General features: G+C 52.8%; 16 protein-coding genes and 1 pseudogene. 2 read left to right on the top strand and 15 right to left on the bottom strand.

What is annotated here, in order from left to right; translation table 11 throughout:
* Positions 1-308: 308 nt before the first annotated feature.
* The 7 genes from ACXPVS_RS24520 to ACXPVS_RS24490 form a co-directional block, all read right to left on the bottom strand.
* A complete protein-coding gene (locus tag ACXPVS_RS24520) occupies positions 309-1,958 on the bottom strand; it encodes an electron transfer flavoprotein-ubiquinone oxidoreductase (RefSeq protein WP_458512241.1) in 1,650 nt (549 codons plus the stop codon).
* 35 nt (positions 1,959-1,993) lie between these two features.
* A complete protein-coding gene (folD, locus tag ACXPVS_RS24515; protein ID WP_458512205.1) occupies positions 1,994-2,902 on the bottom strand; it encodes a bifunctional methylenetetrahydrofolate dehydrogenase/methenyltetrahydrofolate cyclohydrolase FolD in 909 nt (302 codons plus the stop codon).
* Between the two features lie 12 nt (positions 2,903-2,914).
* Positions 2,915-3,784 carry a formyltetrahydrofolate deformylase gene (gene purU, locus ACXPVS_RS24510; RefSeq protein ID WP_458512240.1) on the bottom strand — a complete coding sequence of 290 codons (870 nt, stop codon included), beginning with the start codon at positions 3,782-3,784 and terminating at the stop codon, positions 2,915-2,917.
* Between the two features lie 30 nt (positions 3,785-3,814).
* The gene (locus tag ACXPVS_RS24505) at positions 3,815-4,744 is read right to left on the bottom strand and encodes an electron transfer flavoprotein subunit alpha/FixB family protein (RefSeq protein WP_458512204.1); all 930 of its coding nucleotides are present in this window, start codon (positions 4,742-4,744) and stop codon (positions 3,815-3,817) included.
* Between the two features lie 11 nt (positions 4,745-4,755).
* Positions 4,756-5,508, bottom strand: coding sequence for an electron transfer flavoprotein subunit beta/FixA family protein (locus tag ACXPVS_RS24500; protein WP_458512203.1), 753 nt, complete (start codon positions 5,506-5,508; stop codon positions 4,756-4,758).
* 529 nt (positions 5,509-6,037) lie between these two features.
* On the bottom strand, positions 6,038-6,991 hold the full coding sequence (locus ACXPVS_RS24495; protein WP_458512202.1) for an ABC transporter substrate-binding protein: 954 nt from the start codon (positions 6,989-6,991) through the stop codon (positions 6,038-6,040).
* A 32-nt stretch (positions 6,992-7,023) separates the two neighbouring features.
* Positions 7,024-9,444 carry a GcvT family protein gene (locus tag ACXPVS_RS24490; RefSeq protein ID WP_458512201.1) on the bottom strand — a complete coding sequence of 807 codons (2,421 nt, stop codon included), beginning with the start codon at positions 9,442-9,444 and terminating at the stop codon, positions 7,024-7,026.
* 355 nt (positions 9,445-9,799) lie between these two features.
* Between ACXPVS_RS24490 and ACXPVS_RS24485 the strand changes: the two are divergent.
* A pseudogene (locus tag ACXPVS_RS24485) lies at positions 9,800-9,913 on the top strand (IS5/IS1182 family transposase); the annotation flags it as partial.
* Between the two features lie 532 nt (positions 9,914-10,445).
* Here ACXPVS_RS24485 and ACXPVS_RS24480 read toward each other — a convergent pair.
* The 7 genes from ACXPVS_RS24480 to cuyA all read right to left on the bottom strand — a co-directional run bounded on the left by ACXPVS_RS24480 (position 10,446) and on the right by cuyA (position 18,552).
* Positions 10,446-11,498, bottom strand: a complete 1,053-nt coding sequence (locus tag ACXPVS_RS24480) for a LacI family DNA-binding transcriptional regulator (protein ID WP_458512200.1) — start codon at positions 11,496-11,498, stop codon at positions 10,446-10,448.
* A gap of 565 nt (positions 11,499-12,063) precedes the next feature.
* A complete protein-coding gene (locus ACXPVS_RS24475) occupies positions 12,064-12,480 on the bottom strand; it encodes a FolB domain-containing protein (protein WP_458512199.1) in 417 nt (138 codons plus the stop codon).
* 335 nt (positions 12,481-12,815) lie between these two features.
* On the bottom strand, positions 12,816-13,514 hold the full coding sequence (cuyB, locus tag ACXPVS_RS24470; RefSeq protein ID WP_458512198.1) for a cysteate racemase: 699 nt from the start codon (positions 13,512-13,514) through the stop codon (positions 12,816-12,818).
* A 392-nt stretch (positions 13,515-13,906) separates the two neighbouring features.
* Positions 13,907-15,100, bottom strand: coding sequence for a DegT/DnrJ/EryC1/StrS family aminotransferase (locus ACXPVS_RS24465; protein WP_458512197.1), 1,194 nt, complete (start codon positions 15,098-15,100; stop codon positions 13,907-13,909).
* A gap of 41 nt (positions 15,101-15,141) precedes the next feature.
* The gene (hisD, locus tag ACXPVS_RS24460; RefSeq protein ID WP_458512196.1) at positions 15,142-16,497 is read right to left on the bottom strand and encodes a histidinol dehydrogenase; all 1,356 of its coding nucleotides are present in this window, start codon (positions 16,495-16,497) and stop codon (positions 15,142-15,144) included.
* A complete protein-coding gene (locus tag ACXPVS_RS24455) occupies positions 16,494-17,516 on the bottom strand; it encodes a YeiH family protein (RefSeq protein ID WP_458512195.1) in 1,023 nt (340 codons plus the stop codon). The genes hisD and ACXPVS_RS24455 overlap by 4 nt, the downstream gene beginning before the upstream one ends.
* A 25-nt stretch (positions 17,517-17,541) precedes the next feature.
* A complete protein-coding gene (gene cuyA / locus ACXPVS_RS24450) occupies positions 17,542-18,552 on the bottom strand; it encodes a D-cysteate sulfo-lyase (RefSeq protein ID WP_458512194.1) in 1,011 nt (336 codons plus the stop codon).
* A gap of 142 nt (positions 18,553-18,694) precedes the next feature.
* Between cuyA and ACXPVS_RS24445 the strand changes: the two genes are divergently transcribed.
* The gene (locus ACXPVS_RS24445) at positions 18,695-19,606 is read left to right on the top strand and encodes a LysR family transcriptional regulator (RefSeq protein WP_458512193.1); all 912 of its coding nucleotides are present in this window, start codon (positions 18,695-18,697) and stop codon (positions 19,604-19,606) included.
* A 147-nt stretch (positions 19,607-19,753) separates the two neighbouring features.
* Here ACXPVS_RS24445 and ACXPVS_RS24440 read toward each other — a convergent pair whose 3' ends face one another.
* Positions 19,754-19,822, bottom strand: a complete 69-nt coding sequence (locus tag ACXPVS_RS24440) for a DUF4113 domain-containing protein (RefSeq protein ID WP_458512239.1) — start codon at positions 19,820-19,822, stop codon at positions 19,754-19,756.
* Positions 19,823-20,269: the final 447 nt, after the last annotated feature.

Below are 20,269 nucleotides of genomic sequence, written 5' to 3'. Positions count from 1 at the left end.
CCTTTCGGCGCCGCCGTAATCTTTCGACTGCATATTGGCTACTGCCACTCTGACCCACGACAACCATCACTAACAGATCAAAACCGCAACACCCATGGCCAACCAAAATCGTGTTAATGATTATTGCTGGGCGAGCCAGGCACCCACTAAATTTGCGTTCCTCACAACCTACTCTTCTGCATATTCTTGCGGATTTCTTTTTCAATCGTAAACGCACAGCTCATACTACTGATTACAGAAAACACTAATGTCGCAACAAGCGTATTAATTGTGATCATCATGATTGCCCTCTTTGTTGTTATAAACGCTTACATGTTTGGGTAGCTGGGGCCGCCGCCGCCTTCCGGAGCTACCCAGCGAATGTTCTGGGCGGGGTCCTTGATGTCGCACGTTTTGCAATGCAGGCAGTTCTGCGCATTGATCTGGAAGCGCTTACCGGCCTCCTCCTGAATCACCTCATATACGCCCGCCGGGCAGTAGCGCTGGGCCGGTTCGTGGAAACGCGGCAGGTTGTGCTGCATCGGTATCGCCGGGTCCAGCAACTGCAGGTGGCAGGGCTGATCTTCAACATGGTTGGTGTTGGAGAGGAACACCGACGACAACTTGTCGAAGCTGAGCACGCCATCCGGTTTAGGGTAGACAATCTGCTGACAGAGCGCCGCCTCCTTCATCTGTGCATGGTCAGGCACATTGTCACGCAGGCGGACCGGCAGCTTGCCGCCGAACAAGTTCTGGTCGATGAAGTTGAAGGCACCACCGAGCAGTGGACCGAACTTGTGCAGCGCCGGACCGAAGTTGCGGCTGCTATACAGCTCCTCATACAGCCACGAGGCCTTGAAACGTTCAGTGTAGGCCAGCAACTCGTTGCCGCCTGCATCGCCCTGGCTCAATGCCTCGAAGATCACCTCGGCGGCCAGCAAACCCGACTTCATTGCCGTGTGAGTGCCCTTGATCTTGGCGAAATTCAGGGTGCCGGCGTTGCAACCGATCAGCAGGCCGCCTGGGAAGGTCATTTTCGGCAGGGCATTGAAACCACCCTTGGTGATGGCCCGCGCACCATAGGCAACCCGCTTGCCGCCTTCCAGGTACTGGGCCAGCGCCGGGTGGTGCTTGAGCCGCTGGAACTCATCGAACGGGTTGAGGTGCGGGTTCGAGTAGTTCAGGTCGACGATCAGACCGGCGACGACCTGGCTATTGTCGCCATGGTAGAGAAAGAATCCGCCCGAGGTGCCATCGCTGAGCGGCCAGCCTGTGCCATGCACGACCAGACCGGGGCGGTGCTTGCTCGGGTCGATGTCCCACAGTTCCTTGATGCCCAAGCCGTAGTGCTGGCTATCGGCATCACGATCCAGCTCGAACCGCTGATAGAGCGTCTTGCCCAAGTGGCCGCGGCAGCCCTCGGCGAACAGGGTGTACTTGGCATGCAACTCCATCCCCGGCATGAACGCGTCGTTGGGCTCGCCGTTGCGCCCCACGCCCATGTCGCCGGTGGCGATGCCCTTGACCGATCCATCCTCGCGATAGAGCACTTCACTCGCGGCGAAGCCTGGGAAAATCTCGACGCCCAGCGCTTCGGCCTGCTCGGCCAGCCAACGGCAGAGGTTGCCCAGGCTGATGATGTAATTACCGCTGTTATGCAGGGTCTTGGGCACCATCCAGTTGGGTAACTTCAGGGTACGTTGCTGATTCGGCAGCAGCAGCACCTGGTCTTGCACCACCGGGGTGTTCAGCGGTGCACCCCGCTCTGCCCAATCGGGAAATAACTCATCGAGCGCACGCGTTTCCAGAATTGCCCCCGAGAGGATGTGAGCGCCAACCTCGGAGCCCTTCTCGACCACACAGACACTCAACTCCTGCCCTGTCGCTTGTGCCTGCTGCATCAGTTTGCAGGCGGCGCTCAACCCCGATGGGCCTGCACCGACTATGACAACGTCAAACTCCATGGCTTCGCGGGCAATCTGGCTCATTGCATTTACCTTGTTGTAAATATGTATCAGTGATTAGTCGAACGCTGCCGCGCAGCCGCCAGGGTGTTGCGCAACAGACAGGCTACCGTCATCGGGCCGATGCCACCGGGCACCGGGGTCAGTCCGCTAGCGACAACTGCTGCCGCGGCGAAGTCGACATCGCCGACCAGACTCACCTTGCCCTGCGCATCCTCGACCCTGTTGATACCCACATCCAGCACTGTGGCCCCGGGCTTGATGTGTTCAGCGCCAATCATCCCTGGCCGGCCGACCGCGACCACCAGAATGTCAGCCTGGCGACACTCCTCAAGCAAATTGCGGCTGCGCGAGTGCACCGTGGTCACCGTACAGTTGGCATTGAGCAGCAATTGCCCCATCGGTTTACCGACGATATTGGATCGCCCAACCACTACCGCTTTTAAGCCGGACAGATCACCGAGGCGGTCTTGCAACAGCAGCAGACAACCCAGTGGGGTGCAGGGCACCATCACCGGGTTACCACCGCTTAAGCGCCCCACATTGTAGGGATGGAAGCCGTCGACATCCTTGGCCGGCTCGATCGCCTCAATCACTGCCGTCTCGTTAATCTGTGCCGGCAGAGGCAGCTGCACCAAGATGCCGTCGACGCTGTCATCGCGGTTCAGCGCGTCAATCAGAGTCAGCAATTCAGCTTCACTAGTGCCAACCTCAAGCAGGTGAGGAAAGGACGCGATGCCGGCCTCAGCGGCCTGACGCATCTTGGTACGCACATAAACCTGACTGGCCGGATCGCTGCCCACCAACACCACTGCCAAACCTGGCTGGCGCCCTGCTACTGCACTAAAATCGGCCGCTCCCGAGGCTACTTCGGTGCGTAGTTTTTCGGCAAAGGCTTTACCGTCAATACTCACAGGATGCGAATAATCTCGCCAGACTATGGTTTTCGGATCATTCATCAATGCCACTCCTCAGCTGTAGAAAACGACGGTACGCAGCCCGTTTTGGAATACGCGATGGGACACGTGATATTTCACGGCACGGGCCAAGGCCTGGGCTTCCATGTCACGTCCAATCTGGGTTAAGCGCAACGCATCATGGGAGTGGTTCACGCGGTCAACCATCTGCTCGATGATCGGACCCTCGTCGAGGTCGCCGGTGACGTAGTGCGCGGTTGCGCCGATCAATTTCACGCCACGGTCGTAGGCCTGGTAATAGGGTTTAGCGCCCTTGAAGCCCGGCAGGAAGGAGTGGTGAATGTTGATGCAGCGACCAGCCAGTTGCTTGCTCAGCGAATCGGACAGCACTTGCATATAGCGCGCCAGCACCACTAACTCGGTGCCGGTGCTTTCGACGATTTCCAGTAAGCGGGCTTCCTGCTCCGGCTTGTTTTCCTTGGTCACCGGCAGGTGGATGTACTCGATGCCCTCATGCTCGGCCATCGCCCGCAGGTCTTCGTGATTGGAGACGATGGCGGTGATGTCGATCGGCAGTTCACCGGTGGCACGGCGGTAGAGCAGGTCACGCAGGCAGTGGTCGTACTTGGACACCATGATCAGCACCTTGGCGCGATCGGCGGCGTTGTGAATTTCCCAATCCATCTCGAAACGCAGCGCCGTCACCTCGAAGGCCGCCTTCAACTGTTCGACGCTGAATGTGCCATTGCCTTCAAAGACGAACTCAATGGTCGAAAAAAAACGCCCTGTGTCCAGATCATCGTATTGGTGAAGTTCCTTGATGAAGCAACCCCGATCTGCCATGAAGTTACCGATCGCTGCAACAATACCAACACGTCCAGGGCAAGAGACTTTGAGAATATACGAGGGTTTATTTTTCATAATTAATCTCTTTTAACTCCAACACTGTATGAATTAGAGGGCAGCTTCGAGCTGCGGCATGACTTCGAAGAGGTCACCAACGATGCCGTAATCGGCCACTTGAAAGATCGGCGCATCGGGGTCTTTATTTATTGCAACAATCACCTTGGAGTCTTTCATCCCAGCCAGGTGCTGGATTGCCCCGGAAATGCCAACCGCTATGTAGAGCTCTGGTGCAACCACTTTGCCAGTCTGGCCAACCTGGTAATCGTTCGGCACAAAGCCGGCATCTACTGCAGCACGGGAGGCGCCAACCGCAGCACCCAGTTTGCTGGCAACTTTATCAAGGAGAACAAAGTTCTCACCGCTGCCCATTCCACGTCCGCCGGATACCACAACGCGTGCAGTTGACAGTTCTGGCCCGCCTGACTTTGCCTCTGACCGGCCCAGCACACTGGCTTGCTGCTGTGGCATGGGCGCCTGCATAGTCAACTGTTCTGCGGCGCCACCAGTGGCGGCCATAGACTCGAACTTAGTGCTGCGTACGGTGATTACCTTGATGGACTCATGGCTGCGATAGGTAGCTATTACGTTGCCAGCATAGATAGGCCGCTCAAACGTATTTGCATCGATCACAGCGCTGATATCGGAAATTTGTGCCACATCCAGTAAGGCGGCAACCCGCGGCATGAGGTTTTTGCCAAAGTTATTGGCCGGTGCAAGCAGATGGGTGTAGCCCTCAGCACAATCTCGCAACAATGGCGCCATGTCTTCGGCCACTGGTTGCTTAAACTGTTCTGCGTCGACGGTGATGACCCGGCGTACCCCTGCAATGGCCGCAGCCGCCTGGCTGACCGGGGCGCACGCGTGCCCCATCACCAGCACGTCGATATCACCGCCGATCTGCTGTGCAGCACCGAGCGTGTTAAATGTGGCCGCTGCAATGGCAGCGTTGTCGTGGTCGACAATAACGAGGATGGACATATTACGACTCCTTAAATCACTGCCGCTTCGGTTTTCAGTTTCGCCACTAATTCTGCGGCAGTAGTCACAAGTACCCCGCCAGCCTGGCGGCTCGGCGTCTCGACTACAGACACCAACTCAAGACGCGGGCTCAAGTCAACGCCTAACTCATTGGCCGTAATCTGTTCCAGTGGCTTTTTCTTCGCCTTCATGATGGAAGGTAACGAGGCATAACGCGGCTCGTTAAGGCGTAGATCCACGGTGACCACCGCAGGCATAGCAAGCGCTAGCGTTTCCAGCCCATTATCAACTTCACGCACCACCTCAATCTTCTCAGCACTGACCTTTAAGCCAGAAGCGAAAGTGCCTTGAGGCCAAGCCAACAGTGCTGCCAGCATTTGTCCAGTCTGGTTGCAATCATCATCAATTGCCTGCTTGCCTAGCATCACTAACTGAATGTCCTCTTTCGCCACTAAGGCTTTAAAGAGCTTGGCCACAGAGAGTGGTTCGGTGCTATCAGGGTATGGAACGTGGATTGCCCGATCAGCGCCTATGGCTAAAGCCTGGCGTAAGGTTTCTTGAACCTTATCCGGGCCTATGGAAACCACTATTACCTCATCGGCAATACCGGCTTCCTTTAGCCTAACCGCCTGCTCTACTGCGATTTCATCAAATGGATTTATTGCCATTTTGATGTTCTCTAGATCCACTGCAGATCCGTCTGCTTTAACCCTGACCTTAACGTTGTGGTCAATTACGCGTTTAACACCAACCAGAACCTTCATACACAAACCTCCTACAAACCTGTGGAACCAATGGTTAAACATTTGGCTATCTAAGCGTGTAAATCACTCAGCAGTTAACGACTTAAATTTGCCAAATTAAAACTTAAATGAACTCTGAAAAAGCCCCTGCTTTTCAAAAAAACAGGCATACAACTCGTTTGGTTACTGCTCTGCATTTTTTGGCAATTGGCTTTATCAGAGCACCCTTAACGAAACTTACAACATACACACCAGACTAACCCTCCAACCCTGCACTTGAAAACAGTCATCATCTAAAAATAAATAATCTTAGATAAATATGACCGCCACTAACAGCCTGCATGGCCAGTTCAACTAGTTAATTTCAACGCTTGAGGCCCACGGTACTCGTTTGCTGCTCCTCACCGAAGCCGGTGAGGAGCCGCGTGTTGCCTGAGAACCACAAACAGCGAGATCTAGTTAATCAACCAACCGTACAGGCTACTAGCCTCAGCAGTGAACCAGCTTACTTATATGCACTTTCGTGCAATAAATAATGATTAGCCCAACCTTAGTCATGCAGCCATGAATCAACTACAGCACTATTGTCTTTAACCCATGTTTTGGCAAAAACCGCCGGATCCAACTTATCAACCGCCATCGAATAGCTAATAGCGTTCAACTGCTCAGCCGTGAGCTTAAAGTTCTTAAGCAGTGCAGCAGCCAATGGCTGATCCTTCTCCAGAGACTTGGCATAGTTCAAGTTCAGAAATGCATCAGGCCAGCCGCTATCAGCATTGGACTTAGCCAACCAGTTTGGATCTTCCGTGGGTTGCAATACGTGCCAAGTAGCAGCGTTATGAGCGGGTTCTTCAAGCTTGACTAACTCATACATTGTAAACAAATGCTGAGGCGCGTAGCAGAAGAACACATAAGGCTTATGCGTCTTTACCGAGCTATCAAGTGCCGCCAGATGAAGCGCAACATCTACCTCCTGAAGGGTAAATGTTTGGTCATAGCCGTAGCTTTTTGCTCTCACCCGCTCGACTGGACCGGAAGCAGCCGAAGGCTCTCCGATCCACATTTCGCCGAGACCATCTCCATCGCGATCGAACAATGCTGCAATATCAGGATTAGTCAGATCAGAGATCTTTTTGATGTTGTACTTTTCAGAGGTTTCCTTAGTTACACACATCCCCTGAGTAGCCAAAATCCCATTAGGATTTTCCACCACCGTCTTTCTTTCTACTACATATTTATCATGCAGATTTTTTTGGTTTGGCATCCACACCTCTGGATGCACATGCATGCTGCCTCGGTCCATACCTTCGAAAATAACTGAGTTGGTGCCGTTTTGCATTTCGACATCCAGCCCAATATTTTCCTCGATCACCTCTTTCAAGATATAGCTTTGGGCTGCCGCAGTAGGCCAGTTCGGCACTCCGATAACCACGTCAGCAGCGTGAACCAAGCCTGCAGACGAACACAGCACAAGTGACGATATAAACTTATCAATGCGAGTCATACATGTCTCCGCTTACAGATAAATATCTAATTTTAGGACCGAAGCAGTGTATTTTCAGGATCAAATATAGAGCCTGGCACCACCTTGGCTTTATGCGGCTTGCCGATGATCTCTATTTCAAACTCAGCACCGTCGTGTGCATAAGCGGGATCAATAAAGCCCATGGCAATATTCTTTTTCACCCGGTGACCATAGCCCGCAGAAGTAACGGTACCGATGACGGAACCAGCAACGCATATTGAGTCGCCGGGGTGAGCGGCGGCATGTTCGCAATCAACAACCATGGTCACAAACTTCCTTCTTGCCGGCGTGCCCGCCTTGGCCAGAAGCGCTTCTTTGCCTGGGAAGTTAGGCTTTTCCATCTTCACGAAGCGGTCCAGGTCACTTTCGAACGGATCAAATTCGGTGATCAGGTCGGCCTTCCAGTGACGGTAGCTCTTCTCGAGGCGCATCGAATCTGTTGCCAGAGCACCAAATTGCTTGAGACCGAACTCGACACCTGCTTCCGTAAGAAGCGAGTGTGTCAGGTAGAGCTGCTCATTGGGCACATGAAGCTCCCAACCCAGTTCACCATTGAAGCTCACACGCATGGCAACTGATTGAGCATGGCCGATGAAGACAGACTTGGCGGTGAGCCAAGGGAAGCTCTGATTCGACCAGTCAGTGCGCGGGGACAGTTTCGCCAACAGGTCCCTGGACTTAGGTCCTGAAACAACCAAAATCGTATGCGAGTTGGTCATCGGGATGATCTCAACGCCTTCGCTCGGAAGACGAGCGCGCAGCCAATCCATATCATGGATTTCAGAGGCAGCCGCCGAACCATACCAGAAGCAATCGTCTGACAGCTTCGCCAGAGTGGCTTCACCCGCAACATTGCCTTTATCGGTAAGGAAGTAGCACAGACCGATACGACCCACTTTCTTGGGTACATTGCCGCACATCAGGCTATCGAGCCACTCAGCCGCACCCGGACCTTTTATTTCGTAACGGTTGAAGCCACTGACCTCCATAAGACCAACATGCTCGTGTACCGCTTTTACCTCATTGGCGACGATTTCTTCGACATCAGTGAAGCGGAAACTATGCTTGAACTTGAAGTCAGCAGTTGGCTTGAAGAACAGGACCCGTTCCCAACCACTCACCACACCGAACTCGGCATTTTGTTCTTTTAACACCGGATAGATTGGCGTGGTTTTCGCCAAACGGCCCGCCGGGCGGAACTCATGAGGCATGTGGAAGCGGAATTCGTTCTGGTAATCTTCGACCGCTTTACGGGCGGTAAACTCGGTGTTCGCATGCTTGCTGAACCGGGCAGGATCGATGCACCAGGTATCCCACTCAGACTCACCGTGAACGATCAGTTCCGCCAGGATCTTACCGTGGCCACCGCCTTCGCCCAATCCGGCCCGCAGACCAATAATGGAATAAGCATTTTTCAGACCTGGGGTCTTGCCTACGAGCGGATTACCATCAGCAGAATAGGTAATTGGACCATTGATAATGCTGTGGATACCTGTTCTTTCCAGGCATGGCATACGCTTAAAGACGCGCTCCATGTTATCCAGGCAACGATCCAGATCATCAGGGCAAAGGGCATTAACAAAGTTTGGATCAATGCCATCCATCCCCCAAGTTTTACAACGCTGCTCGTAAATACCTACCAACAGGCCTTTTTTCTCCTGACGGCTATAGAAGTCATCGCGTGGGTCGCGCAGCAACGGAACACGGTAGTCGATAGCCTCCAACTCAGGTAATGGCTCGGTCAGGAAATACATATGCTCCATGGAGATAACTGGGTATTGAACACCCAGCATTGCGCCGAGCTCATTCACTCGATAGCCGCAAGCATTTACAATAATTTCGCAGGTGATATCGCCATTTTGAGTCTGCACTACCCATTCGCCATTAGGCTTTTGGTAGCAGGCCTCAACCGGGTTATTACGGTATATTTCTGCACCTGCTTTACGCGCTGCACGGGCCAGAGCTTGAGTGAGTTGAGCGGGGTCAATGTCACCATCCAGAGGATCCCAGAGACCGCCAAGTAGCTCATGGGTTTCAATCAAAGGGTGCCGCTTTGCGCACTCAGCAGCATCGATCAACTCGAAGTCGACCCCCATTCCTTTAGCCAAAGAAATGAAATGCTTGTACCCATCAAGATGTTCCTGGGTAGAGGCAAGACGGATGCCGCCAGTAGCATGGTGATAATTGATCGGATGTTCAAGATCAGCAGCTAATTCTTTGTACAACTTGATGCTATGGCTCTTTAGCCCCACCATCGTCTGCACTGCACCAAAATTAGTCACTTGAGCAGCAGAGTGCCAAGTTGTGCCCGATGTTAGTTCATTTCTCTCGACCAATACGACGTCAGTCCAACCCTCTTTGGTTAAGTGATAGAGGGTGCTGCAACCTGCAATCCCACCACCGATCACCACTACTTTACAATGTGTCTTCATGATTTTTCCTCAGTGTGTTTTCTCAACACCCGCACAACTTGATTGGCCTGACCGGCTTGAGTTACACGATTGAGCTTCCGCTTCACTTGATGCCTGGAAGCAAGTCACTCATAAAATGTAAGCGCTTTCATTTTTAACACCATGAACGGGTCCTTGCAATAGGTTCGCTCTGCTATTTTTGAATAAAGGCATTGAAATATTAAATATATCGTTATGAGAAATTTCTACTCACTAAGGCAGAATACTGAATAGATTTCACGCAACACAGGTCATTGCACGTCCATTCCTGTAACGCACAATAATAGTGCTGCTACCAAAGGTGACCCGCGGGTAATGCCCTTAGACTCGTCAAGAGCTGTTCCTGATCGATATGGATCGGGTGGTGCTGTGAAAAGGGCTAACGGGATTGATCGAGCCCCACTACCCGAAGGGCGAAGGTGGTCAGGCGTACTCGCTGATGGCGATGCTGTGTGAGTCTGATGCAGGGGAAGCCCGTAGCGCCGCCGGAGTCGGTTGGCGAACGGTGAAGAACGCTGTGGATGCTGCGGGTAAAGGAATGTGGAAAAGCTAAGGCCGCCCTGTGATACAGGGATAGGTCTGAGGCTCGGCTTGGCGCGAAGCCGAGCAAACCGTTTATCCGAATTTGCCACAGCTGGCCATGTACAGCGAAGCCGAAAGCCTGGCCGAAGCACGCCGAATACGGCTGAGGCTGAGGTCGAGGAAGAAGTCGTTACCCCGGTCAAGCGCCGCGGCAAGCGCAAGCTGTTGCCCACCGAACGGTCGCGGTAGGAATGGCAGTCACCTGCCTGCCCCCTCCCCCACACAGATCCGTACGTGCGGAACTCGCGGCAGCTAAAAATTCAGAAATGAACGGGCAATCTGATCGTTTCAGATCGATTTCCGCTATCAAAATCGGTGGCGGCCGAAGTCAGCAAAAATATATTACTAGGCGGCCGTGGAAACTGAATGCAACACCTGACCTACCTCAGACCATCTTTAATTCAATGCTCAGTCCACTCGTGACAAACAAGTGGACTTGAGCAAGACTCCCGCACTATCAATTCGACATCCAAGGCTGGCGGGGCACTCACATCCTCTTCCTTCAGTCTTGAGATTAAATTCTGCGCTGCGAGCACACTTATCTGCTCCTGAGGTGTTCTTAGTGTCGTCAAAGAAGGAGTCAAGTGAGGTGCAAGCCACGTATCATCGAAACCTGTGATTGAGACCTCTCTAGGCACCTCGATGCCTAGAATTTTGCTTTCAATAATAGCCCCGAAGGCAAAAGGATCCGAACCACAAATTATTGCTGTGGGCTGCGGAGAACGAGACATTAGAAGCCGAAACGCTTCCTGTCCATGCTCAACACCGAAAGGCCTTTCGAGAACACACTCGTTGGGTAGGCTTAAATTACGTCGTGCCAATGCATCCCGAACCCCCTGCAAACGATTACTTGCTCGATCGTTCCCTTTCAATAATCCAGATATCATAGCAAATTGACGATGGCCCAAATCCATCAAATAGTCTGCAACTTTGGCTGCCGCGTCATGATTGTCAAATCCGATACAAGGATGCTTGCCCAGAGGATCTATAGCCCAAGTTATTACATAGGGAATCTTTTTTTCATTAAGCAGGTAGTAAATTGACTCATCGCGAGAGACACCTACCAGCAATATAGCATCCACTCCGTGAGACACCATCTGTGCAATCTGATTACGCTCTTTATCAACGTCATAGTTAGAGGACGCAACGACCATTGTATATCCCGCTTTGGAAATATAATCCTGAAACACTTCAAGTGAATGTCCAAAAAGATTATTATCCAGCGATGGCACTATAGCACCGATCATTCGCGACCTTTTAGATGCAAGCGTGCGCGCAGCAGCGTGAAGTACGTAATTTAATGATCTAATTGCCCTATCGATCTTTGACTTGCTTCGTTCACTGACCACCTCAGGATTATTGAGGTAGCGCGACACCGTCGCTGAAGACACCCCTGCGTGTCGAGCAACGTCTTCCAAGGTTGGGCTATTTAATGAATTGGGTAATCTACTCACGCAAGCAGCCTCAGGCTTCGATGCCAAAAAAAATGAAAATAACACTTTTCTCAAGACCAATCAAGAATACACACCTTGAGTGAAATCATACTTAATCTTAATCCCTATAAACAACCGGCAGTAGCCTGCCCCTAAAATTGGTATCTAAGTAAAAATTTAAACCAAGAAGCTTTATACAAGTCTGTTGCTGGTTCACATGTTTTTGCAGTACACGCAAATGCATTATAAAAATCCACTACCAGAAACGAGCATAATAATGTACAGATATCTACAAAGGTTAAAATAATTTAGAATCATAAAACAACTACTCAGCTAGACTAAAATGCGTTTTGGTTGGCTGATAAAAACAACGTTCAGTTGGGCGCACTGCTGCATCGTCGAACCTTTGGTTGACGCATAACATTAGCTGACGAATGTAGGAAATGGACGCTTTATTCGGGTAATGCTAGTTACGGCTTGCTCGAAGCGAGCTATAAGAATGGTGTCAGCGACTGATTTAATCGTTTGGTTTTGATCAACATACCGTTTCTTAATCGCGGATTTCGACACCGCCTGAAATACTGGACTACGTTAATCCATCCCCAATATCAGAGAAGTTTTTTTCGGAGGGTGAGCGAAATTTAGTGAGTGTGATCGATGCCGACTTGTAGGGCTGCGGACCATGGACATCATTTACTTCCACCTCGGCGCAGCATACGGCCGGGTGCTCCATCACCAAATCGAGTATTACTTGGGGCAGGTGTTCGAGCAGGACGAAGTGGCAGCCATCCACTTGCTGGAAAATCGCCTTAGTAATGGTGTCGTAGTTCGGTGAATAAATCCTGTCCTCACCTTGCGCAGCATCCACTGCGGTGTAGAGGATGGTCAGATTAATAGACACGTCCTGCCTGTTGTTGATCCATACATCCCTGATACCGATATACGTGCGCAAGAGCAGGCCCTTGATACGTATCCGCGTCAATCCGGGATCCAATCGCAGCATAGTTAGTGGTTCCATATTGTTAAGATCAGGACCTGATGACCGGTATTGATGAGTGAGAGAAAGCATCGGTCATAATTGTGGTACTCATCACTGAATCCTGTTACACCGCCTTGGCGATCAACAACAGGGAGTCCATAGCTGTCTATGGACGCTGAGCTAATACTATAGTCACGATACCGCTCATGTATCGGGCAACCGATTTTTAGTTGGTTACCCGCCTTGGCACCTAAATGAGTACGCCTCGCCGACATGACAACACCTGGTAATGGGTGTTGCACGTGCGCCTTGATACTACCCTCTCTTACTTCATCGCAACGCTTTGCACACTCACGCGGTTACACCCGCGCCAATCTGACAATTTCAGCCGCCAGCAGATTAGCTGCATCATAAATTGGCAGTGCCGATTGAAGTTTGTCGTCAAGCACCGAAAGCTCAGTACAGGCGACTACCAGGCACTGTGCCCCTTGCGCCTCGAGACTTTTCGCGGCTGAATTGTACGCCTCGATCTGAGCGTCGGTTCTACGCCCTGCCTTGACGTCACGAATCAACTGCATAAGTTGTACCTGATTACTTTCCTCAGGGTATAAGATTTCTATTCCCAATGCGCGAAACCAAGGCTCGTAAAGTTCGATCATACGCAGGGCGCTGGAGGCCAATAATCCGATTTTATGTATACCCGGCTGCTGAGCGTGAACAGTCTGCGCGGTAAGTTCAATAAGGTTAATGATGGGTGCTGAAACTGCCGCAGCCACTTCATCATAATAGTAATGTGCCGTATTACAGGGTATGACCAAAAAGTCTGCACCCTGTCGTACCAAACCGCGGGCCATCTCTGCCATGCAAGGGGCAGGACTTTCACCCGTGCCTTCAATCAACGCCTTAATGCGAGACGGGACTTTAGGGTTGTTGTCGATCAGCATGCGGATATGGTCTGCATCGTCTTCGACAGGCGTCATCTCTATGACCCGGCGCATCAGGTCGACTGTAGCTTCTGGCCCCATTCCCCCGATTATTCCGACTATTTTTTCGACCATTTAAACCTCGAACCGACAGTAAAGACAGTTATAAAGCGCACCATCATAAAGCGTGGTGGCATCCTGTGATCTTATCACTGAACAGCTAGCCGCTACTGCCTGGCTATATCTGCAAGCTAATGTGGTACAAAGGTAACATGCTTGAAAGCTGGTGTGCGCATCAGGGAAATGCGCACAATACTACCCAAGCATGCCTAGCTTGAAGGTTTTTGCTTCTGCCAGCGCTGGTAGCGAAACGGCAATAAAAGCGGTTGATATAGCAAACGCTTTGGCCAGTTTCTTTAGAGTGTTCATTTTTTGTTCTCTCGTTTTGTTAACGTCTGTGTTTCAGGGCAGCAACCGGTGGATGGCAGCCCCTTTCACGTGCCTACTACTAATGCATAAGTATCCGCTCAGTCTTTGAGTGATCGTAGAGTCTCCGAAATAACAGTTGTTATGACTCTGCAGTCCTCAACATCGAACGTCAGTGGCAAGCGCATATCACACATCGTCTCGAGTACGCTTTCGGTCTTCGGCAATGACGGCGTCCCGTCAAGGTAGCGCCAGCTATCAAAGCGACTGGTGTAGCCTTTGGGATCAGGATCGCCAAACCATTTGATGACGACGCCGTTCTCTTCACAGCGCTGAATAAAGCGCGTGAAGGCTTTCCGGCTCAGATGGGGTAACGAAAACTGAATTGAGCTTCCGACAAAATACTCAGACTGTGGCCGCTGTGGGATACGTACGCCTTCGATGTCCCGAAGGCCTTCTTCAGTTACCTTATACAGTTCATTCCAACGTTCGCATTGGCGGTCGAGATTACGTAACTGCGGGCGCAGAATCGCGGCACGCAAGTTATCCATTCGCCCGCTGTAGTTAGGCGTTTCGAACCGAATTTTTTCGAACGTTTCTTTGCCAGGGCCTGCCAGATGACGGTCGTAAAGCATGTAAGAACCGGAGAGCATGATCGCTTTCGCCATCAACTCCTCATCATTGGTAATTAACAGGCCACCTTCACCGGAGTTGATGTGCTTATAGGTCTGGGTGCTGAAACAGCCAATCGTGCCGAAGGTGCCGCTCTTGCGGCCGTTCCAAGACGCGCCCATGGTATGTGCACAATCTTCGATCACGCAGATACCATGCCGCTCGCAGATTTCCATCAGCCGGTCCATGTCAACCAGATGACCACGCATGTGCGACAGCAGCAGGTAATGCACATCGTCCGCTGCCGCCTTGGCTTCCAGGTCGACGAGGTCGATGGTGAAGTCTTCGGTAGTTTCGACCAGTACCGGTACGGCACCAGCGTTGTGGATAGCCCCGGGAACCGGGGCCAGGGTGAAGGCGTTGCACAGTACCTTTTCCCCCGCCTTGACGCCGACAGCACGCATCGCAATGTGCAGGGCATATCCGCCTGAGGCGCAGGCAAGGCAGTATTTGCTACCGTTGTATGCGGCGAACTCCTGCTCGAGCAACACCGTTTCGGTGCTCTCATCGCCCACCGCGTTATAACGGTGCAGACGTCCGCTGCGCATCACCTCAACTGCATGCGCGATGCCTTCCTCGGGAATAGACTCTTGCTGGGTGAACGATTTGGTAAATTTAGTCATTACATAGCCCCTGTCGGCGTGATGCTTCTGTCTCCTGACCGTTAGCAGTAACGCTTTTGATCGAAGACTTCGAAGTCCCACTGAGTGCCGGGGTAGTACTTACGCAGTCGCCAGTCACAAGAACGTGCGTGACCTTCCATGCCTTCGACACGGGATATCCGCGAACCGGCGGCGCTGAAGACCAAGTTGGCTTCTTCGCTGAGTTCTTGGTAGGTCAGTACTTTCATGAACTTCTGAACATTAAGACCGCCGCTGTAACGCGCAGCCTTTTTAGTCGGTAGAATATGATTGGTCCCGGAACACTTGTCGCCATGGGTCACGGTGCTGCCTTCGCCGAGGAACAACGAGCCGTAGTTTTTCAGGCGAGCTTTCCACCATTCCAAATCTTCGGCCAGTACCTGTAGGTGTTCACAGGCATATTGATCACTGATTTCTACGACTTCATTGCGGTTGTCGCAGAGAATCACCACGCCATGGTCGCGCCATGCAGCTTCGCAGACATCGGCATTTGGCATATCGGCGATCACCATCGGCATGATCTCGAGTACTTTCTCACCCAACTCGCGGCTGTCGGTGAACAGCCAAACAGGGGAATTTGTCCCATGCTCGGCCTGCGACACGAGGTCAACGGCAATGGTCATTGGGTCGGCAGTTTGGTCGGCAATGATCGCCGACTCGGTAGGGCCGGCAAACACATCGATGCCCACTTCGCCGAACAACATGCGCTTCGCTTCGGCCACGTAGGCGTTGCCCGGTCCGACCAGAATATCGGCCGGCCTATCGGTAAACAGGCCATATGCCATGGTCGCGACGGCGTGAACCCCACCCATCTCCAGAATTACATCAGCGCCGGCCACATGCATTGCATAGGCTACGGCTGGGTTGATGCTGTCGCCACGCGGCGGCGAACAGGCCACGATAAAGGGCACGCCTGCGACCTTAGCCGTAGCAACACTCATCAATGCAGAGGCGGCGTGCGCATACCGTCCCCCAGGAACATAGCAACCCGCACACTGAACCGGGAGGATCTGTTGTCCCAGGCGTACACCTTCTTCGGTTTCGATTTCGAAAGACTTCAGGCTGTCACGCTGGGCTTCAGCGAAGCGTTTAATCTGGCGGTGGGCGAAGTCAATATCGTCTTTAACTTGCTGCGGCACTTGGGCGATGAGTGCCTGCCTCTTATCATCTGACAGTACAAAATCGCCTTGCCAGTTATCGAATTGTTTGGCGTACTCACGCACGGCCGATACGCCATTACGCTTGATCTTGGTCAACATGTCCTTGACCGTGGCCTGGATACGCTCATCTTCTTGGGCTACATCATCTTCTGCAGCCGCACGCTTAAGATATTCCATCAGATTTACCTCAATGATGTGTTGGTTAACTTGTTTAATCAACTTATCGCGATAAAACCCAGTATCAGCAAGACGATGAAAATCGTTTCACTGATCACCAGCAGTACCGGTTTCAGGCCAACGGTCATGATTTCTTTTAACGAAGTCCGCACACCCAGCGCGGCAATTGCCGTCAACAACAACCAAGAAGCACTGTCGGCCAGTGGTTCCACGATCATCTGCGGGATCCATCCAAGACTGTTCAGGGTGAATAGCGCCACGAACCCGATTAGAAAGCCTGGGACGGCAACTCCACCCGTGGTGGTTTCACCACGGCTGGCCATGGAGCGGCGAATAACCACACCGATCACCAGTACGATTGGCACCAGCATGGCAACGCGCAGTAACTTGACGAAGGTGCTCAAGTCGCCGACTTCACTGGATACGCTGTATCCGGCACCGACCACCTGAGCGACATCGTGAATTGTGCTACCGAGAAACAACCCCGTTTCAGCCGGCGTCATCCCCAAATAATGGCTGATCATGGGGTACAGCACCATCGCCACAGTACTGAGCGTGGTGACGCTAATGACAGTGAACAGCGTGTCCTTTTTGGTCTGCTCGTTTTGCGGCAGTACGCTGCTGATCGCCATTGCAGCGGAGGCCCCGCAGATTGCCACCGAACCGCCGGTCAGGGTGCCAAAGCTGCTGCTGAATCCCAGCAGTCGTGCCATGACAATACCAAAACCGATGGTCAGCAGTACCGCCGAGCACACCATAAGCAATGGTGGCCACCCTAGGCTCAGGACGTCGGAGAAGGTGATGCGCAGGCCGAGCATGGCGACGCCCAGACGCAGCAATTGCTTGGCGGCCAGCTCGATGCCCGGCATGACACTGGGCGACTCGCTGAGGAAGTTGAACGCCAACCCCAAGAGCAAACCCATTAGCATCGCCGGGGCGCCGTAGCGCTGTGAAAGAAAGGTAGCCGCGATGCCGATAGTCACGGCGACACAGAGTCCCGGAAAGAAACGCTGCTTGAATTCGCCGATCCGATCGATGGAAATCACGGCCAGTCCTTTCATGGTTTATACGCTCCTGGCTCGAGAATCAGTCGTACTGAGGGAAATCAAAAGCTTCGCGATAGCCGAACAGAGCCTGGCTGCCGCCTGTATGCAGGAACACCACGTTTTCGCCCTTCTTGAAGTGTCCCTTACGAATCAAGTCGATGAGGCCGGCTGCACCTTTACCCGAATAGACCGGATCCAGCAGGATGCCTTCATGGCGGGCAAAGAGTTCAATTGCCTCGATCGTGCTGGCAGCCGGGATGCCGTAGCCTTCGCCAACGTAGTCACAGTTGGCGACTACATCTTCACGCTTGACGGCGCCAGGAATGCCGAGTTTCTCAGCGGTCCGCTCAGCCAGGCGAAAGACGTTGGCTTCTTGCTGCTCACGCGGCACGCGGACACCGATGCCCAGTACGGGGATCAGGCTGTTGCTACCACTGAAGCCGGTGACCAGACCTGCCTGGGTGCCAGCGGAGCCGGTGCCATGCACGACTGAGTCAATGCGCAGACCAGCGGTATTGGCCTGGTTGAGCATTTCCAGCGCACAGTTGACGTAACCCAGTGCGCCGATCTCGTTGGAACCACCGCCTGGAACGATGTAAGGCTTCTTGCCCTTGGCCCGCAGCTCTTCCGCGAGTGTTTCCATGGCGGCGTTCATGTCGGTGCCTGCCGGGAACTTGCGCAGCGGCGCCTCCATCAGCTGGTCCAGGAGCACGTTGCCGTTGTAGTTGTAATCCACAGCCTTGGAGCCAGTGCGGTCCTCCAGCAGGATGTGGCAGACCATGCCCAGCTTGGCCGCGATTGCTGCGGTCTGACGCGCGTGGTTGGACTGGGTGGCGCCCTGGGTGATGATGGTATCGGCGCCTTTCTCGATGGCGTCAGCCATCAGGAACTCCAGCTTGCGAGTCTTGTTGCCGCCGCCAGCCAGGCCGGTGCAATCGTCACGCTTGATCCAAATGTTAGGTCCGCCCAGCAGCTTAGTCAGGTTGCTCAGCGGCTCCAGTGGAGTCGGCAGGTGGGCGAAGTGCAGGCGAGGAAAACGGGATAGATGCATGGTGAGGCTCCTGTGGAAGGGATCTTTTGTTAACGTCGGAAGACAATAGTTAGATCCTCCGGATAGCGGCCAATGCTATATTCTCTGGCCCCGGTTACCTTTCGGCATAGGTCTCTATCCACGGACCCTGCAAGGAGTTCTCATGGAGTTAAAGTGGCTTAAGGATTTTGTTGCGCTGGCCGAAAACGGCAGTTTTTCCAAAGCAGCGGAAACCCGAAATGTTACGCAACCGGCCTTTAGTAGACGAATTCGCTCACTGGAGAATTGGCTAGGCGTACCCTTGGTCGACCGTAGCCAGTACCCCACAACCTTGACTCAGGTCGGCATTGAGTTTGTCGAGGAAGCCAAGCGTCTGATCAGCGAAATTTATGGGAATCGCGACCAGCTCCGCTTGCATAACGAACAACGTGAAAGCCTGCAATTCTTCGCGCAGCACACCTTGGCCATTTCTTTTTTTCCGGCATGGATGCAGAACGTTGGATCACTGATTGGCGACAATTTGGTTCGCCTGCACGCTGGTAATCTGCACGATGTGGTGGAGGGTTTCTTTTCCGGTACAGGAGATTTTCTCTTGTGCTTTTCCTCATCTGTTTCTTTCGGCCAACTTGGCCGGGACGATATCGACTGCATTCAGGTCGGCACCGACCGGCTGATTCTGGTATCTGCCGTGAATGAAATGGGGCACCCCCTACACCCCCTCCAATCCGACCACCCGATGAAACTGCTGACCTACCCTGATGACTCCTTCCTTGGTCAGCTAATTAAGCAAGAGTGCCTGCCTCGAGTACAATCTGACTTTAATTTTCGACCAATATTTGAAAGTGCATTGGCAGAAGGGCTAAAAGCATTGGTCATGAAGGGACATGGCGTGGCCTGGTTGCCAGCTAGCTTGATTCAACATGAGATTGATAATGGACAATTGATCGTACTTCGCACCCCTGTGGAGAGCGTCGATCTTAAAATTTTGCTATACCGTTTGCGTACTCCTCGAACATCAGAAGCCGATAATTTTTGGAAATATATCCTTGAATTATATAACCCTGGGTACTCTTAAAGTTTATCTATGCCAATGTACCGGTATACGAAGTGAACCACACACTCGGCATGCTCAGTGACAAGCGCACTCAATATACCCTCCACTCCACCGACAAAAAAACCGAAGCGCTCAATGAACCCGCCGGTGTAACACCACGCGCAGTCACTACCCACGCATCACTGGCAACTCCCCCCAATGGCTGGTGTAGCCCGGCGAACGCAGTTCCTGCTTCATTGCCCAGCCGCCTGCGTCGGCACCCGCGCCACATACTGGCGTTCATTCGATCCGGGGCGGCCATCAGTTCCTGGCTGCACGGACGTGGTGCCGGGCCGCACAGGTCGACTTGGATATGCCCTGGGCTGGCCAGGTTCATCAGCATCAACCCAGCTTTCTGGTACCGATAGCCGGGCCGGTAGATACCCTCCAGCCCGCCCAGGGCCACCTGCACCAGATCGCGGCCACCTGAATAACCCTAACAGTAGTAATACAGTAAGCGAACGGGCATTACAGGTTGCGTAACGGCAGCCAGTTATGCGGCAACAACTCGGCGATCTCACTGGCGCGCTGCGTCGGCAGCCGCATCGTAAGCGAACGGGCATTACAGGTTGCGCAACGGCAACCAGTTATGCGGCAACAACTCGGCGATCTCACTGGCGCGCTGCGTCGGCAGCCGCATCAGCA

The organism is Pseudomonas sp. Ma2-10 (assembly GCF_054330215.1).
Note: the sequence above shows the minus strand (reverse complement) of the source record. Positions and strands in the feature narration are given on the sequence as shown.

Coding starts and splice junctions, on each gene's coding strand:
- folD (WP_458512205.1), bottom strand. CDS start 2,902: ATGAATGATCCGAAAACCATAGTCTGGCGAGATTATTCGCATCCTGTG.
- ACXPVS_RS24505 (WP_458512204.1), bottom strand. CDS start 4,744: ATGTCCATCCTCGTTATTGTCGACCACGACAACGCTGCCATTGCAGCG.
- ACXPVS_RS24500 (WP_458512203.1), bottom strand. CDS start 5,508: ATGAAGGTTCTGGTTGGTGTTAAACGCGTAATTGACCACAACGTTAAG.
- ACXPVS_RS24495 (WP_458512202.1), bottom strand. CDS start 6,991: ATGACTCGCATTGATAAGTTTATATCGTCACTTGTGCTGTGTTCGTCT.
- ACXPVS_RS24490 (WP_458512201.1), bottom strand. CDS start 9,444: ATGAAGACACATTGTAAAGTAGTGGTGATCGGTGGTGGGATTGCAGGT.
- ACXPVS_RS24475 (WP_458512199.1), bottom strand. CDS start 12,480: ATGCTGCGATTGGATCCCGGATTGACGCGGATACGTATCAAGGGCCTG.
- cuyB (WP_458512198.1), bottom strand. CDS start 13,514: ATGGTCGAAAAAATAGTCGGAATAATCGGGGGAATGGGGCCAGAAGCT.
- ACXPVS_RS24465 (WP_458512197.1), bottom strand. CDS start 15,100: ATGACTAAATTTACCAAATCGTTCACCCAGCAAGAGTCTATTCCCGAG.
- ACXPVS_RS24455 (WP_458512195.1), bottom strand. CDS start 17,516: ATGAAAGGACTGGCCGTGATTTCCATCGATCGGATCGGCGAATTCAAG.
- cuyA (WP_458512194.1), bottom strand. CDS start 18,552: ATGCATCTATCCCGTTTTCCTCGCCTGCACTTCGCCCACCTGCCGACT.
- ACXPVS_RS24445 (WP_458512193.1), top strand. CDS start 18,695: ATGGAGTTAAAGTGGCTTAAGGATTTTGTTGCGCTGGCCGAAAACGGC.